At 70.1% G+C, this 14495-nt stretch carries 13 protein-coding genes and 1 riboswitch; of the genes, 10 read left to right on the top strand and 3 right to left on the bottom strand.

Going from position 1 to position 14495, the window contains the following annotated elements:
• The first annotated feature begins 1 nt into the window (after position 1).
• The 5 genes from ACIOEW_RS32705 to ACIOEW_RS32685 all read left to right on the top strand — a co-directional run bounded on the left by ACIOEW_RS32705 (position 2) and on the right by ACIOEW_RS32685 (position 5594).
• Positions 2-835 carry an ABC transporter ATP-binding protein gene (locus ACIOEW_RS32705; protein WP_401968271.1) on the top strand — a complete coding sequence of 278 codons (834 nt, stop codon included), beginning with the start codon at positions 2-4 and terminating at the stop codon, positions 833-835.
• A gap of 296 nt (positions 836-1131) precedes the next feature.
• A riboswitch (cyclic di-AMP (ydaO/yuaA leader) is annotated at positions 1132-1315 on the top strand.
• 5 nt (positions 1316-1320) lie between these two features.
• A complete protein-coding gene (locus ACIOEW_RS32700) occupies positions 1321-2199 on the top strand; it encodes a transglycosylase SLT domain-containing protein (RefSeq protein WP_401968268.1) in 879 nt (292 codons plus the stop codon).
• A 232-nt stretch (positions 2200-2431) separates the two neighbouring features.
• Positions 2432-3925 (top strand): esterase, encoded by a 1494-nt coding sequence (locus ACIOEW_RS32695; protein ID WP_401968266.1) that lies wholly within the window; start codon positions 2432-2434, stop codon positions 3923-3925.
• Positions 3926-4038: 113 nt separating this feature from the next.
• On the top strand, positions 4039-5118 hold the full coding sequence (locus tag ACIOEW_RS32690) for a dihydrodipicolinate reductase (protein WP_362553625.1): 1080 nt from the start codon (positions 4039-4041) through the stop codon (positions 5116-5118).
• Complete coding sequence (locus ACIOEW_RS32685; protein WP_401968265.1) at positions 5115-5594, top strand: carboxymuconolactone decarboxylase family protein; 480 nt, start codon at positions 5115-5117, stop codon at positions 5592-5594. Before ACIOEW_RS32690 ends, ACIOEW_RS32685 begins: the two co-directional genes overlap by 4 nt.
• 96 nt (positions 5595-5690) lie before the next feature.
• Here ACIOEW_RS32685 and ACIOEW_RS32680 read toward each other — a convergent pair whose 3' ends face one another.
• Positions 5691-7274 (bottom strand): GMC oxidoreductase, encoded by a 1584-nt coding sequence (locus tag ACIOEW_RS32680; protein WP_401968263.1) that lies wholly within the window; start codon positions 7272-7274, stop codon positions 5691-5693.
• Between the two features lie 249 nt (positions 7275-7523).
• On the opposite strand from ACIOEW_RS32680, the gene ACIOEW_RS32675 reads away from it, so the two are divergent.
• Entirely contained in the window at positions 7524-7712 is a 189-nt protein-coding gene (locus ACIOEW_RS32675; RefSeq protein ID WP_362553633.1) for an antitoxin, read from the top strand.
• 187 nt (positions 7713-7899) lie between these two features.
• On the opposite strand, the gene ACIOEW_RS32670 is transcribed toward ACIOEW_RS32675, so the two are convergent.
• The gene (locus tag ACIOEW_RS32670) at positions 7900-8070 is read right to left on the bottom strand and encodes a hypothetical protein (protein ID WP_351001160.1); all 171 of its coding nucleotides are present in this window, start codon (positions 8068-8070) and stop codon (positions 7900-7902) included.
• Positions 8071-8204: 134 nt separating this feature from the next.
• Between ACIOEW_RS32670 and ACIOEW_RS32665 the strand changes: the two genes are divergently transcribed.
• Positions 8205-10778, top strand: a complete 2574-nt coding sequence (locus ACIOEW_RS32665) for a SpoIIE family protein phosphatase (protein ID WP_401968262.1) — start codon at positions 8205-8207, stop codon at positions 10776-10778.
• Between the two features lie 271 nt (positions 10779-11049).
• The gene (locus ACIOEW_RS32660; RefSeq protein ID WP_401968480.1) at positions 11050-12267 is read left to right on the top strand and encodes an acyl-CoA thioesterase/bile acid-CoA:amino acid N-acyltransferase family protein; all 1218 of its coding nucleotides are present in this window, start codon (positions 11050-11052) and stop codon (positions 12265-12267) included.
• A 214-nt stretch (positions 12268-12481) separates the two neighbouring features.
• Here ACIOEW_RS32660 and ACIOEW_RS32655 read toward each other — a convergent pair whose 3' ends face one another.
• The gene (locus ACIOEW_RS32655) at positions 12482-13279 is read right to left on the bottom strand and encodes an alpha/beta fold hydrolase (protein ID WP_401968261.1); all 798 of its coding nucleotides are present in this window, start codon (positions 13277-13279) and stop codon (positions 12482-12484) included.
• Between the two features lie 409 nt (positions 13280-13688).
• Here ACIOEW_RS32655 and ACIOEW_RS32650 point away from each other — a divergent pair, with 409 nt between their 5' ends.
• Positions 13689-14108 (top strand): MerR family transcriptional regulator, encoded by a 420-nt coding sequence (locus tag ACIOEW_RS32650; RefSeq protein ID WP_362552928.1) that lies wholly within the window; start codon positions 13689-13691, stop codon positions 14106-14108.
• 181 nt (positions 14109-14289) lie between these two features.
• Positions 14290-14436: a hypothetical protein gene (locus ACIOEW_RS32645; protein WP_401968258.1), complete on the top strand. Its 147-nt coding sequence runs from the start codon at positions 14290-14292 to the stop codon at positions 14434-14436.
• Positions 14437-14495: the final 59 nt, after the last annotated feature.

The raw sequence follows: 14495 nt of genomic DNA, 5'->3' as shown, positions 1-14495 counted from the left end.
CATGACCGAGAATCCGACCGGTACGAAGGCGGGCCTCGAAGTCCGTGGTCTGCACGCCGGATACCCGGGCCGCCCCGTCGTCGAGGACGTCGGCCTCACCGTCCCCGCCGGACAGGTCGTCGCGATCGTGGGTCCCAACGGCTGCGGGAAGTCGACCCTGCTGCGCACCGTCGCCCGGCTCCACCGGCCCGAGTCCGGCACGGTGCTGATCGACGGGACGGACATCTGGCAGACCGGCCGGCGCCGGGCCGCCCACCATGTCGCCCTGCTGCCGCAGTCGCCGCGCGCTCCCGAGGCGGTCACCGTGGCCGGTCTGGTCCGCTATGGCCGCAGCCCGCACCAGGGGCTGCTGCGCCAGTGGTCGCGCGAGGACGAGCAGGCGGTGCGCGACGCACTCGACGCCACCGGCACCACCGCACTGGCCGGCGAGCGCATCGACCGGCTGTCCGGCGGCCAGCGCCAGCGCTGCTGGCTCGCGATGGTCCTCGCCCAGCAGACCCCGGTCGTGCTGCTCGACGAACCCACCAGCGCCCTCGACCTCGGGCATGCCGTCGAGGTCCTGGAACTCGTCCGCGAGGTCGCGGCCACCGGCCGAACCGTCGTCATGGTCCAGCACGACCTCGCCGCCGCGGCCCGTTACGCCGATCTGCTCGTCGCCATGAAGGGCGGCCGCGTCATCGCCCAGGGTGCGCCCCGCGAGACGGTCGACGAAGCCCTGGTGAAGGAGCTGTACGCGCTCGACGCGGACATACTCCGCGCCCCGGGCGACGGCTCACCGGTCGTGGTGGCGCGCAGCCGGACCGGTGCGGCCGCACAGCCGACACTCGCTCCATAATGTCCTGATTGGGCGATTATTCAGAAGTGTCGGAAATGCTCATCGAGGTCGCTTTTTCGTGAGGCGCACCTTTCTAATACCCGGCAAATCGCCCCTTTCGGGCACAGTGGCCAGCGTCACGTTTCCCGCCCCGGACGCGCAACCGGAGGCTTCGGTTCCCTGTCGCGCCAAGAAAGTTGACCCGCCCGCATGTGACCGGCGTCGCATATTTCCTTTTATTGATCTTGCAAATCAATTGTGATCAGGAATTCCGGGCTTGTTTCGTCCGCCCTTTCTCGCTTACGGTCACCGTCAATCCGGATGGAACGCCGAATCCTGCCGCCGTCCGGTAACCCGACCACATCACGTGCGGCAGGAGCGGGGGACCCAGGTTTGCCGCCGGTCCGGAATCCGGAGCGGCTAGGGGTGAAGTCGCCATGTGCGGCCGGACATCTCCAGTCCGAACCCGACAGCTCACCTCGCAGGCGGCGGAGAGGAAAAGCGCCATGCCCTTCAAGGGTCAGCACCGTCGTTCCAAGTCCACCTCCCTGACCCGCGGTTTCATCGCCGTGAGTGCGGGCGGAGTCGTTCTCGCACTCCCCCTGATCGCGGCCGGATCGGCTTCTGCCGCCCCCGCTCAGGCGGTCGTCGCAGAAAAGGCCGCAGCCCCGACTTCCGTGACCGGCAAGGAAATTGCCGTACAGAAGGCCGAATCCACCACCTATTCCGTGGTCTCCGGTGATTCGCTTTCCAAGATCGCCCGGGGGCATTCCCTCAGTGGCGGCTGGGAGCGGCTGTACCAGGACAACCGGAGTGCGGTGGGCGGCAACCCCGACCTCATTCACCCGGGCCTGAAGCTGACCATCGGCGCCAAGTCCGCGGCCGCCGCCCCCAAGGCCGCGACCAAGAGCGAGTTCAAGGCGGAGAACACCTCCGGCAGCACCTCGCAGCCGTCGGCCGACCGGGCCGAGAGCACCGACCGCGCCGACCGTTCCCAGCGGACGGCGACGCCCGTCGCCGTGGAGACCGTGGAGACCGCCCCCGCGCAGAGCGAGACGGCGTACACCGACGACCTCGACGGCTGGATCAAGGAGTCCCTCGCCGTCATGGCGGAGAACGGCATCCCCGGCAGCTACGACGGCATCCACCGCAACGTCATCCGCGAGTCCTCGGGCAACCCCCAGATCGTCAACAACTGGGACTCGAACGCCGCCGCCGGCACCCCGTCCAAGGGCCTCCTCCAGGTCATCCAGCCCACGTTCGACGCCTACCACGTGCCCGGCACCTCGCTGGACATCCTGGACCCCGTCGCCAACATCACCGCCGCGTGCAACTACGCGGCCGCCACGTACGGCTCGATCGACAACGTCTTCGGGGCCTACTGACCCACCGCGATCCCCCGCTTCCGGGCGGAATCGTGAACAGGGGTGGAAGGGAGCTGAGCTGCTCCCTTCCACCCCTTTCGCGATGCCGTACAACCCTTGTGCCGCAGAGCCGGTCCAACAGGGCGCCAGGAGGACAACGGGCTCTTCCCGGCGTCCCCCGGACCAGGGGCCTGGGGGCGGATCATGGTCCGACAGGCCCTCGCCCGGTCATCCTTGAACCGAGGAGCCGCTCGTGCGCACCCACCGTTCGGCCGCCGTTGTCGCGGCCTCATTCCTCCTGATGGCAGGGGCCGCGGTCGTCGCGCCCTCCGCCTACGCCGGCGCCCCCGGCGGAACGCACGCGGACGACCGCAACTCCGATTTCAACGGCGACGGCTACGAGGACGTGCTCATCGGCGCGCCCGGCGGGACCGTCGGCGGCAAGAAGGGCGCGGGCTACGTGACCGTGCAGTACGGCGGGCCGGGCGGCATCGGCACCACCCGGGGCGCCGTCCTCAGCCAGAACACCACCGGCGTGCCGGGCGCCGCCGAGGCGGGGGACGGCTTCGGCCGCGCCCTGGCCTCCGGCGACCTCGACGGGGACGGGTACGACGACGCCGTCGTCGGCCTCCCCGGCGAGAACATCGAACCGGTGACCGACGCGGGCGGCACCATTGTCCTGTGGGGCTCCGCGAAGGGGCTCTCCGGCGCGGACAGCGACTGGCTGCAGGCCGAGGAGCCCGTCGCCGGTGCCAGGTTCGGCAGTGCACTCGCCGCGGCGCACTTCAGCCCCGACATCCCCGGCGACCAGCTGGCCGTGACCGACCGCACCGACCTCACTCTCTACCAGTACGAGGCGGCGGCCCGGAGTAAGGCCGGGGCACCGGCGCCCACCTCCCGCAGCAGCCGCATCCCCGGCACCCCGGGTCGGGAGATCGTGCCCCGGGCCATGACGACCGGCGACTACGACGGCAACGGTCTCGCCGACCTCGTCATCTCCGGCGTCACCGTCGGCGGGGAACCGGGGCACGGCTGGTCCGCGCTCTTCCTCGGCGAGGTCCAGGGACTCCGGTACGACCACGATCTGCGCGGCGGCCCCGCCGTCGCCTCCGGCGACATCAACAACGACGGCTACGACGACCTCGTCACCGGGGAGCCCGGCAGCCCCGACGACGGCGGCGAGTCGATGACCGGCGGCGTGGTCGGTGTGTACTACGGCAGCCTGGGCGACGGACCCGTCGGTGCCGAGGGCCCGGGCACCCCGCCCGTCTGGTGGACGCAGGACACCACGGGCGTCCCCGGAGTCCCGGAGGCCGGCGACGGCTGGGGCGCCGACCTCTCCGTGGCGGACACCGACGGCGACGGGTACGCGGATGTGGCGATCGGCGCCCCCGGCGAGGACATCGGCACGGTCGCCGACGCGGGCGCCGTGTGGGTGCTGCGCGGTGCGGCCGGCGGACTGACCGCCACCGGCGCCGCTTCATGGGACCAGGACTCGCTGAACGTGCCGGGCGCGCCGGAGAAGGGCGACCGCTGGGGCGGCCAGGTGCGGCTGACCGATCCCGACAAGGACGGGCGGTTCGGTCTGCTGTCCGCCGCGCCCGGAGAGAACGCCGGCAACGGTGTCGTCTGGGTGTTCTCGGCCGGCTCGGGCGGCGTGACGGCCTCCGGCTCGTGGACGTTCGACGCCCGGCCGTTCGGCGGTCCGGAGACGGGCGCCGGATACGGGGCCACGATCGACGAGTAGCGACGCCCTGCGGAGCGGACCGGGGCGGGCCCGACGGGCCCGCCCCGGGACCCGCCCAACCCGGTGCGCGATGCCACTATGAACCTTTCATCCCGCGCGCTACCCTCCGCCGCATGATTTCCACGGTGGTCTGGGGTACCGGCAATGTCGGCCGCGCGGCCATCCGCGCGGTCGAGTCCCATCCGGCCCTGAAACTCGCGCACGTACTCGTCCACGACCCCGGCAAGGTGGGCCGTGACGCGGGCGCCCTCGCCGGCCTCGACCGCGATCTGGGCGTCGCCGCGACCGACGACATCGACGCGGTGCTGGCCACCGCTCCCCGAGCCGTCGTCTACGCGGCCTCCGGCGACATCCGCCCCGACGAGGCGCTGGCCGACATCACCAGGGCGGTGGCCGGGGGAGCCGTCGTCGTCACCCCGGCGCTGTACGCGCTCTACGACCAGCGCGGGGCCCCGCCCGAACTGCGCGAACCGGTGCTTGCCGCCGTCGCCGGCGGTGGCGGATCGCTCTTCGTCTCCGGCGTCGATCCCGGCTGGGGCAACGACGTACTGCCCCTGCTGATCAGCGGACTCGGCTCCACGGTGGACGTGATCCGCTGCCAGGAGATCTTCGACTACTCCACCTACGACCAGCCCGATTCCGTCCGCCACCTGATCGGCATGGGTCATCCCATGGAGTACGAGCCGCTCATGCTCGCGGCCTCCGTGCCGACCATGGTGTGGGGCGGGCAGATACGCCTGATGGCCAGGGCCCTGGGCGTGGAGCTCGACGACATCCGCGAGACCATGGCCCGGCGGCCGCTCGAAACCACCGTCACGACCAGGACCATGGGCGAGTTCGAGGCCGGCACCCAGGGCGCGGTCCGCTTCGAGGTCCAGGGCATCGTCGAGGGCGAGCCCCGCATCGTCATCGAGCACATCACCCGCATCCATCCGTCGTGCGCCCCGGACTGGCCGTCGCCGCCCGACGGCGCAGGTGCCCACCGGGTGATCATCGAGGGGCGCCCGCGCATCGAGGTCACCGTCGAGGCCACCGACGAGGGCGAGAACCGTTCTGCCGGCGGCAACGCCACCGCGGTCGGCCGGCTGGTGAACGCCATCGACTGGCTGGTGGACGCGGACCCCGGACTCTACGACGCCCTCGACGTCCCCCTGCGTCCCGCAGCCGGCCGATTCGGAAGGAAGCAGCCATGATCATCGACATCCCCGAGGGCCAGGAACCGATCGGCTACGTATGGGGCGACATGGTCCCCGGCATCGGCATGGCCGCCGCGAACTTCTCGCTGTCGGTGTACGAGCACACGACGCTCGGGCTCCGTGAGTTCGAGGCGGCGAGGCTGCGCATCGCGCAGATCAACGGCTGCCTCTTCTGCCTGGACTGGCGCACCGAACGTGACGGTCGGAAGGTCGAGGAGGAGTTCGCCGGTGCGGTGAGCGACTGGCGCAGCACCGAGGCCTTCGACGACCGGACCCGGCTGGCGGCCGAGTACGCCGAGCGGTACGCCCTGGACCATCACGGCCTGGACGACGCGTTCTGGACCCGGATGACCGCGCACTACAGCCAGCACGAGATCGTCGAACTGAGCATGAGCATCGGCTCATGGCTTGCGTTCGGCCGGCTCAACCACGTGCTGGGTCTCGACGCCGTGTGCGTGCTGCCGGGGCACTGAAGGGGCTGTCGGCGGGGCAGGCCCGGCAGCGCGCGTGTCCAGTAGGAGGCCTGCCCGTCGCCTCCTACTGGAGGTCCCGCCCGTTCTGACCCGCTGTCACAGGTCGGTGGCGATGATCTTCTCGATGTTCCGTTCGGCGAGCGCCGTGATGGTGACGAACGGATTGACGCTGGTGTTGCCGGGGATCAACGAGCCGTCGATGACGTACAGGCCCGTGTAGCCGTGCAGGCGGCCGTAGTTGTCGGTTGCCCTGTCGAGGACCGCGCCGCCGAGCGGGTGGTAGGTGAGGTGGTCGCCCCAGATCTTGTAGACGCCGAAGAGGTCGGTCCGGTAGATCGTCCCCTCCCTGGCGTTGATCTTGTCGAAGATCGTCTTCGCCATGTCGATGGAGGGCTGCTTCCAGGCGGTCTGCCAGTTCAGGTCCACCTTGCCCGTGGCGGCGTTCCAGGAGAACTGGGCACGGTTCGGGTTCTTCGTGATCGACAGATAGAACGAGGCGAACGTCTCGATCCCGGTCGGCAGCGGTGCGACCTCGGCGAACGCGCCCCCGGCGGCCCAGTTGTCGATGCCGCCGCACGGAATGCTCGACTGGACCGCGCCGGTCGCGTCCCACACGTGATTGGCGCGGCCGCACATGACATTGCCGTTGTCGCCCCAGCCCTTGCCGATCTCGTCGTTCAGGCCGGACAGTGCTCCCGTGGCCTTCAGCCGGGTCAGCAACTTGCTCGTACCGACGCTGCCCGCGGCGAAGAACACCTTGTCCGCGATGACCGTCTTGGTGGTCGCGACGCTCCCGTCGGTGCGGAGTTCGTCGATGACGACCGTATAGCCGCCGCCCGACGCCGGAGCGACCGAAGTCACCTGATGCAGCGGCGAGATGGTGATGTTGCCCGTCGCCGCGGCCTGGGCGAGGTAGGTCTTCTGCAGCGACTTCTTGCCGTAGTTGTTGCCGTAGAGGATCTCACCGTCCAGGGCCGACTTCGGTACGGTGCCTGCCGCCTCCTGTTCCATGTAGTCCCAGTCGTACACATCGGGCACGAAGACGAACGGGAAACCGGAGCGCTGGGCGTGCTTCCGGCCGACCCGGGCGTACTGGTAGCAGTCCACGCTGTCGAACCATGCCGGGTCGACGGTGCCGACCCCCAGCCCGGCGTTGGCGCGCGGGTAGTAGGTGGCATACATCTCGTCGGCGTTCACCGACGGGAGGACGGCACCGAAGTTCTCACGTCTGGGCGTCACCGCCATGCCGCCGTTGACCAGCGACCCGCCACCGACTCCGCGCCCCTGGTACACCGTGATGCCGCTGAAGTCCTCGGCGTCCAGGATGCCGGTGTAGCGGGGGATCGCCCTGTCGATGGGGAACCCGAGGAAGTTGCTGAGGGGCTGCTTGCTCTTAGTGCGGAGCCAGTACGAACGGCCGTCGGGCTTTGTCGTGTTGGCGAAGATCTTGCCGTCCGCCCCTGGGGTGTCCCAGGCCATTCCCATCTCGACCATGTGGACGTGGACCCCTGCGCGGGCGAGCCGCAGGGCAGCGACGGAACCTCCGTACCCGGTGCCGATCACCAGAACGGGGACATGGTCCCCGCTGCCGATCACGGCTGCGCCGGTGGTACGGGCCTGGGCGGCGGTGGCGTGACCGGAGAGCGCAGCGGCTCCCAGGATGAAACCTGTTCTAGCCATGAATCTGCGACGTGAGACACTGCTCGATCCCTTGTGGGGTAAGCTCGAATCCGCCATGTGACGTTCCTCACTCTCGATCGAATGGGAACGAGTTCTACTGGCCGTGGCGTGAGAAGTCACTACATACCTATGGGTAATTTGCCCGGCCGCCGGCCGTCTCCCGCCGGCGGGAGGGGCGTCGCCCCGGCGTGCGGCGCCGGGGTATCGCATGGATGCTGGGAAGGTCAGCGTTCCATGAGGAGGAAAGTCATGAGCATGCTCGACAAGATCAAGGGCCTGATCAAGGGGCACCCCGACCAGGCCCGCCAGGGAGTCGAGAAGGGTGGCGACTTCGTCGACAAGAAGACGGGTGACAAGTACAGCGGCCAGGTCGATTCCGCTCAGCAGAAGCTCAATGACCAGCTCGGTGACCGCCGGCCGCCCTCCGACGGGCGATAGTGCGCCGTACCCTCCGCCCGGCCCCTCGCGCAGGACCCGCGCAGGGACCCGCGCAGGACCTCCGCCCGAATGGGCGGAGGTCATGTGCGTCGGTCGGGACATGACGAAGGAGCGGCAGCCGCCGTCCTCGCGGTGGCTGCCGCTCCTTCGTCATGTCGCCACGTGGTGGCGCCGGGGTGGAGGGAGCTCAGTTGTGGCCGAACTTCCGTTCGCGCTTGTGGGAGACCTGCTCGGAGATCGCCTTCACCGCGTCGGGCGCGGGTGCCGCGCTTGTCTGCTCCTTGGCCTCCGTGGTCGCGGAGTGCTCATGACCTCCGCTGCGGGCGCCGCGGTTCTGCCGGCTCTGCTTCTTGCCCATGATCGTGCCTCCTGTGCGGATGTCGGACGATGGGCCGCCTTCAGAGTTGCATACAAGTACGAAGGGTGCATTTCGGCCGCCGCGTCGCACGCTCCGAAGTGCGCGTCACGGCGGCCGGGGAGCATGCTGGCTGTGTGACCTGGTACGGCGCGGTCCGGCGTAAGCCGCTCAGTGAGGGGGGCGGTGTGTCCGGGAGATTCGGGACCGGCCGGGCGCCGGACGAACTGTCGCTGGCGCTCGCCCAGGCTGTCGTGAACGCGATCGAATCCACCGGCGGACAAGCCGGCGGCGTCTACCTGCGCTCCCTCACCCCGGGCCTCCTGAGGCTCGCGGTGCTGGCGGGACTGCCCGGGCCGCTGTTCCGTCCCTGGTGGCGGATGCATGTGAACCGGCCGTTCCCGGTCGCCGAGGCGTTCCGGTCGGGCCGGGCCGTGCACCTCGCCGACGCGGAGGAGGCGATGCGTCGCTTCCCGCAGCTGATGGCAGGACTGCCGTTCCCCTTCGGCTCCCTCTACATGCCGGTCGTCAGCGGTGGCAAGCCGGTCGGCGTCCTGGTCGTGCTGCGCGCGGCGACCCCCGGGGCGCCGGTGGAGACCGCCGACCGGCAAAGGCTGCGGAGCATCGCCGAAGGACTCGGCTCCGCGCTGGCCGGCCTGCAGTCCGCGGGGACGGCAGTGGAGTGGGACGAGGAGCCGCTTCCCGTACAGCTGCCGGCAGGCAGTTCACCCCCCGTACGGATCGGCCGCTTCGACTGGGACCTCGACACCGGAGCGGTCGGTGCGGACGACGAGCTGTGTGCCATCCTCGGCACCGGGCAGGACGGGTTCCCCGGCACCATCGACGCACTGGCGGCGCGGCTGGCGCCGGAGGATGTGTACGGGCTGTGGGCCCTGGCCCGCCAGGCGGCGGCCTCCGGCGGGCCGGTCGTCCGCCGGATGCGGCTGCGCGGTCCCGACGGACGCTCGCACCTGCTGGAGGTCTCGGGCCGCCGGGGAAAGGGCGGGGATACCGGCGCGGCAACCCATCTGACCGGCTTCCTGGTGGACCTGGGCATCGGCCCGGTCGTCGCCGAGGCTGCCGACCGGCTGCCGCGCGGCATCCTCTCCCTCGACCGCTTCGCCCGGATCACCTACATCAACGGCCTGGCCGAGGAGATCCTCGGCCGCCCCCGGTCGGAGCTGGTCGGGCGGGTGCTCTGGGAGGCCCTGCCGTGGTTCGCGAACCCCGCCTACGAGGACCACTACCGCGCCGCGATGCTCTCCGACGCCCCGGTCCACTTCCTGGCCCGGCGCACCCCTCCACCCTGGCTCTCCGTGTCCCTGTACCCCGGTCACGACGGCCTGACCGCCGTGCTCGCCCCTGCCGAACAGCCGGTCTACGCGCCGGGGTCCGTCGTCTCGCCCGGGCTGGGCCTCGGCTCTCCGGCCGACCGCTCCGCCGCGCTCTACAGGCCGGTCGCGCTGGCCATCGCCCTCACCGAGGCCGTCACCGCCCGGCAGGTGTCCGCCGTGGTCACCGAGGAACTGCTCCCCGCTTTCGGCGGCCGCCAGCTCGCGATCTACCTGCTGAAGGAGCGCCACCTCTACCTGGAGTGGGAGACCGGCTTCCCCCACGGTTTCCTGAACCGGTTCGACGGTGTCGCCCTGGACGCCCGCATCCCAGGCGTCGAGACACTGACCACCGGGCGCCCCATCTTCTTCGAATCCATGCAGCGACTGGCCGCCGCGTACCCCGGCATCCCCATGGAGACCGACGTCGGCGCGCGCGCCTTCCTGCCCCTGATCGCGTCCGGACGGCACGTCGGCTCCTGCATCCTCGGCTTCGACCAGCCGCGCGGCTTCAGCCCGGAGGAGCGCACGGTCCTGACGGCCCTCGCCGGCCTCATCGCCCAGGCCCTGCAACGAGCACAGCGGTACGACACCGAGGCGGCCCTTGCCCGCGGGCTGCAGGACGTCCTGCTCCCGCACGGGCTGCCCGTCGTGGAGGGCGTCGACACCGCCGGCCGCTACCTCGCCGGCACCCAGGACATGGACGTCGGCGGCGACTGGTATGACGTCATCGAGACCGGCCGGAAGCTGGCCCTGGTCATCGGGGACGTACAGGGCCACGGTGTCGCAGCGGCCGCGACCATGGGCCAACTGCGCAGCGCGGTGCGGGCCTTCGCGCTCAGCGGACACGATCCGCAGGAGGTGATGAGCGGCACCAACCGGCTGCTCATCGATCTCGATCCCGGCCAGTTCGCCAGCTGTTGCTACATCGTCCTGGACCCGGCCACCGGCAGCACGCTGGCCGTGCGGGCCGGCCATCCGCAGCCCGTGCTGCGCCGGCCCGACGGCACGGCCGAGGTCATGGACCTGCCGGGTGGCATCGTGCTCGGTATCGACGCCGAAGCGGCCTACCCCGTCACCGAACTGGACCTCGCCCCGGGAGCGATGCTTGCGCTGTACACCGACGGCATGGTCGAGGAGTCGGGTACGGACATCGACGTGGGCGTCGAGCGGCTGCGCAGCACGATCGCCGGATTCGGGCCGGCCTCCCTGGCCGAAACGGCGGACCATGTGATCGGCCGGGCCAGGCAGGCCGCGGACCGTCCCGACGACATCGCCCTGCTTCTTGCCGCCCGGTGGGCCGCCCCTGACGGCGACGGCGTCCGTACCACCCGTGAGGACTACGGCGCCCGCCCGGCAGGCGGCATGCGAACTCCTTGACCGGCTCGGAATGACGAATGCCGGAGTCGGAGTCGGAGTCGGAGTCTTTGGCAAATTCACCTGGATCTGCGCCCCGGCGCTCGCAGTGGACGCGGCATAGGTAAACGGGTGTCCAAGGTTCGACGAGTTCGTCTCCGGCTGCACGGACTTCGGTAAGGAGGGCCGTCCCGCGTGATTGGCTTCCCTGTGCAGCTATTGCAGTGAAGCGGATTCGAGGGGGCGCGCCGTGGGTGTGAAGGTCCTTGAGGTGTGGCGGAGTTGTGCAGTCGTGATGGCCTGCTGCTTGGCGCTGTCGGGCGCGGGTGCGTGTTCGTCGGGCCCCGAGCACAGTGCACGGGCACGAATCCAGGTGGATCGGCCTGAGTCCCTGGCCGACGAGGCGGTCCGGATCCGGGTCTCGGGCCTGCACCCGCACGAGGAGGTCACCGTCACAGCAGGCTCAGTGGACCGTCAAGACGTTCGGTGGACAGGCCGGGCCGTAGTCACCGCGGACGATGCGGGAACAGTGGACCTGGACAGGGCACGCATAGGTTCAGGCACCTACCACGGCGTTGACGGCATGGGGCTGTTCTGGTCCATGAGGCCGGATCAGAAGGACGCGGACAAGGCGGCGTTCTTCCCGAAGGTGCCGGAACAGCAGGCGTCGTACAACGTGACGCTCGCTGTGAGGGCGGGTGGCAAGCAGATCGCGACGCGTTCGTTGACGCGTACGTGGATGAGCGAAGGCACGACCTATCAGGCCTTGAGCGGGGGCAGGAACGGCGTGTACGGGGCCCTCTATCTGCCGCCGCCCCACTCGCCACGACGTGCGCCGGTCCTGACCATCGGCGGCTCGGAGGGCGGTTCCGGCAATCCGTACGCCGCCGCGTTGCTCGCTTCCCACGGGCACCCTGTTCTTGCGCTGTGCTACTTCGGCTGCCCAGGGCGCCCGGAGAGTCTGGAGAACATCAAACTGGAGTACTTCGCCACGGCCGTCCGGTTCCTGGACCGGAACTACGGCACAGGGACTCGGCGACCTGCCGTGATCGGAGTCTCCCGTGGGACGGAGGCAGCCCAACTTCTCGCTCACTCATACCCCGGCCTCGTCAGCGATCTTGTGCTCTACGCTCCCTCCCGGAACACCACGCCGGGCTACCCGCATGGCGTGGCATGGACGCGGGACGACAAGCCGGTCGATCTCTATCCGATTCCGCTCGACCACGTGAACGGCGGCGTTCTGGCGATCGCGGGTGACGAAGACAGGCTCTGGCCCTCTGCCGAAGCCGCCCGCGACATCGAACGCGACCATGCGCGCCAGGGCGCTCTGCGCGAGGCCCTGGTCTACAAGAACGCGGGCCACCACATCGGCTGGTACCCGTACAGCCCCACTGCCCGCTACGCCAAGAACCCCATCTCGAACGGATACATGGACCTCGGTGGGACTACGGCCGGGAACGCCCGTGCACAGGAGGATGGTTGGCCCCGAGTGCTCAGGCTTCTCGGAGGGTGAAACGGCATCGTGGAGAACTCGACCGCCCGGTACTCCCCACACTCAAGCCGCTGACCGGCGCCAATGATGAAGTGCGGCTTGAGTGCAAGACACTGCTTCTCGGGCCATGTTCGGAGCCAGGTCATGACGCCTGCGACGTCACCGGCACCGGAGGGAACGGGAGTTCAGCGCGATCCCTGCCCACCGCCCATCCCGGGCGGCCGTGGGGCCGCCGTCAGGCAGAGGCGGTGTCCAGGAAGCCGAGGAGGAGCGCGGACCATTCCTCGGGGCGTTCGACGAAAGGCAGGTGCCCCGTGGAGAGTTCGGCGTACTCGGCGCCCGGGATCGTGTCGGCGAGTTGCCGGTGGTGGTAGGGCGTGACCAACTGGTCGAGCGTGGTGGAGATGATCAGGGTCGGCACCGTGATGGCAGCCAGGTCCTCGCGGACGTCAGCCTGGTCGATGAGCAGGTCCAGGTGCTCGAGTGTGCCGGACGGGATCGTGGTCGTTGTGGCCTTGAGGGCGGTGTCCAGGTCGTCCTGACCGACGGCGTCCAAGGTGGGGGCGCTCAGCCCGATCAGGGACACGAACGCGGCCAGATGCTCGAGGTCGCCTGAACGGAGCAGGTCGCGCCAGAGCCGGGCGGCCAGCAGGAACCGCGGGTTGGGGTGGGCGAAGCCGGCGGTCAGGACGAGGCCGGTGACGCGGTCGGGGTGGCGGGTGGCGGCACGGATGGCGACGGGGCTGCCGAGCGAGTATCCGGCGATGGCGAAGGTGTCCACGTTCTCCTCGACGGCGGTGGCGACCAGGGAGTCGGCCAGGGCGTCCAGAGTGAGGGGGGCTTCGGCGCGGGGGGTGCGGCCGGTGCCGGGGTAGTCCGGTCCCACGACGGTGTGGTGGGCGGCGAGGCTCGCCAGGATGGGGCCGAAGTTGGCGTCGATGCCGCCGCCGGCGCCGTGGGCGAGCAGCAGGCCCGGGCCGGTGCCGCGCACGATGCGGCCAAGGGAGGAAGAGGGCAGAGCAGTTGAGGACATGTGGATGTCTCTCCTTCGGGTTCTCAGGGGGTTACTGGACGCAGCAGGTCATCGGGGTGCGGGGCTGAACACGGCGTCGCCGGGCGGCGGCGGCGAGGCCGACGGCGGCGAGCGTCATCAGCGCGCTGATCCACGGCAGGTCGCCGTCGCCGGAGTGGGCGCCTCGGGGGCGGACGCCAGTGCACGGTCTTGTAGCAGCGGGATCAGGGCGGCGTCGACGACGCCGAGGATGAGTACGGTGGCGGCAGCCGCCCAGCGGATCTGGCCCGGTGGCGGGCGATGCCCAGCATCCCCAGGGGCACCAGCGTCCGGCGACCGTGACCGCCAGGGACCGCGCTGTTCGTCGTCATACGGCCGACGCTAAAGTCTCACATCAATGTGAGAGTCAACGCAGTGAGGTGCAGGTCACATGCGCATCGGAGAGATGGTCCGGCGAACCGGCGTCAGCGAACGGCTGCTGCGCTATTACGAGGAACAGGGCCTGCTCCACCCGACCCGGCTCCCCAGTGGCTACCGCGTCTACAACGAGGTGGACATCGACACGGTGCGGCGCATCCGCAGCCTGCTGGCCTCCGGCCTGGCCACGAAGATCATCGCCAGGATCCTGCCCTGCGTCTGCGTCGACGGCCCGGCCCTCACCCCCGTGTGCTCGGACACCATCAACGAGCTGCAGCGAGAACGCGAACGCATCACTGAGGCCATCAACGAGCTGCAGGCGTCGCGAACCATGCTCGACACCGTCATCGCCGCAGCTCCGGACCACCTGATCAGTGCCCCGGGGAACGATCTGCATGTGCGCGGGAATCAATCACCGCAGCCCTTCGTGTAGGTCCTGAACCCGCAACCCATCTCCTGCGCGTTCCCGGCGGTCCCACTCAGTGCGGCCCAGCAGTCGTCGAGCCCGGCGGTCAACGGATGCTCCAGCGCCGGTCGCCGCCCGGCGGTGGGTCGGCCGGCAGCACCCGGATCGCCGGCACGATCGCGGTGAGTGCGAAGAGGAGCTGCCAGGGATGAGCGCACTGGGCACCCGGCCGCTCGACCCCGCGGACGTGGCGAAGGTGGTCACCGCAGGAGTCGACACCTTTTTTGCGCGCCTTCGGTACGGAGCAGTCCGCCGGCGCCACCCCCGGGCGGGCGGCGTCGGCGGGCCCAGGTGACGCCGGCGTCCGAGCCGGCCGTACGAGCCGCGGAAGAACAGCGGCGGAGCCGGGGGCCC

The sequence above is a fragment of the Streptomyces sp. NPDC087901 genome (assembly GCF_044742205.1).
Lineage (GTDB): Bacteria > Actinomycetota > Actinomycetes > Streptomycetales > Streptomycetaceae > Streptomyces.
Note: the sequence above shows the minus strand (reverse complement) of the source record. Positions and strands in the feature narration are given on the sequence as shown.

What these genes read in the sequence shown, in the direction of transcription:
- ACIOEW_RS32690 (WP_362553625.1), top strand. Translation starts at nt 4,039, where the DNA reads ATGATTTCCACGGTGGTCTGGGGTACCGGCAATGTCGGCCGCGCGGCC.
- ACIOEW_RS32700 (WP_401968268.1), top strand. Translation starts at nt 1,321, where the DNA reads ATGCCCTTCAAGGGTCAGCACCGTCGTTCCAAGTCCACCTCCCTGACC.
- ACIOEW_RS32680 (WP_401968263.1), bottom strand. Translation starts at nt 7,274, where the DNA reads ATGGCTAGAACAGGTTTCATCCTGGGAGCCGCTGCGCTCTCCGGTCAC.
- ACIOEW_RS32705 (WP_401968271.1), top strand. Translation starts at nt 2, where the DNA reads ATGACCGAGAATCCGACCGGTACGAAGGCGGGCCTCGAAGTCCGTGGT.
- ACIOEW_RS32650 (WP_362552928.1), top strand. Translation starts at nt 13,689, where the DNA reads ATGCGCATCGGAGAGATGGTCCGGCGAACCGGCGTCAGCGAACGGCTG.
- ACIOEW_RS32670 (WP_351001160.1), bottom strand. Translation starts at nt 8,070, where the DNA reads ATGGGCAAGAAGCAGAGCCGGCAGAACCGCGGCGCCCGCAGCGGAGGT.
- ACIOEW_RS32655 (WP_401968261.1), bottom strand. Translation starts at nt 13,279, where the DNA reads ATGTCCTCAACTGCTCTGCCCTCTTCCTCCCTTGGCCGCATCGTGCGC.
- ACIOEW_RS32675 (WP_362553633.1), top strand. Translation starts at nt 7,524, where the DNA reads ATGAGCATGCTCGACAAGATCAAGGGCCTGATCAAGGGGCACCCCGAC.
- ACIOEW_RS32660 (WP_401968480.1), top strand. Translation starts at nt 11,050, where the DNA reads ATGGCCTGCTGCTTGGCGCTGTCGGGCGCGGGTGCGTGTTCGTCGGGC.
- ACIOEW_RS32645 (WP_401968258.1), top strand. Translation starts at nt 14,290, where the DNA reads ATGAGCGCACTGGGCACCCGGCCGCTCGACCCCGCGGACGTGGCGAAG.
- ACIOEW_RS32685 (WP_401968265.1), top strand. Translation starts at nt 5,115, where the DNA reads ATGATCATCGACATCCCCGAGGGCCAGGAACCGATCGGCTACGTATGG.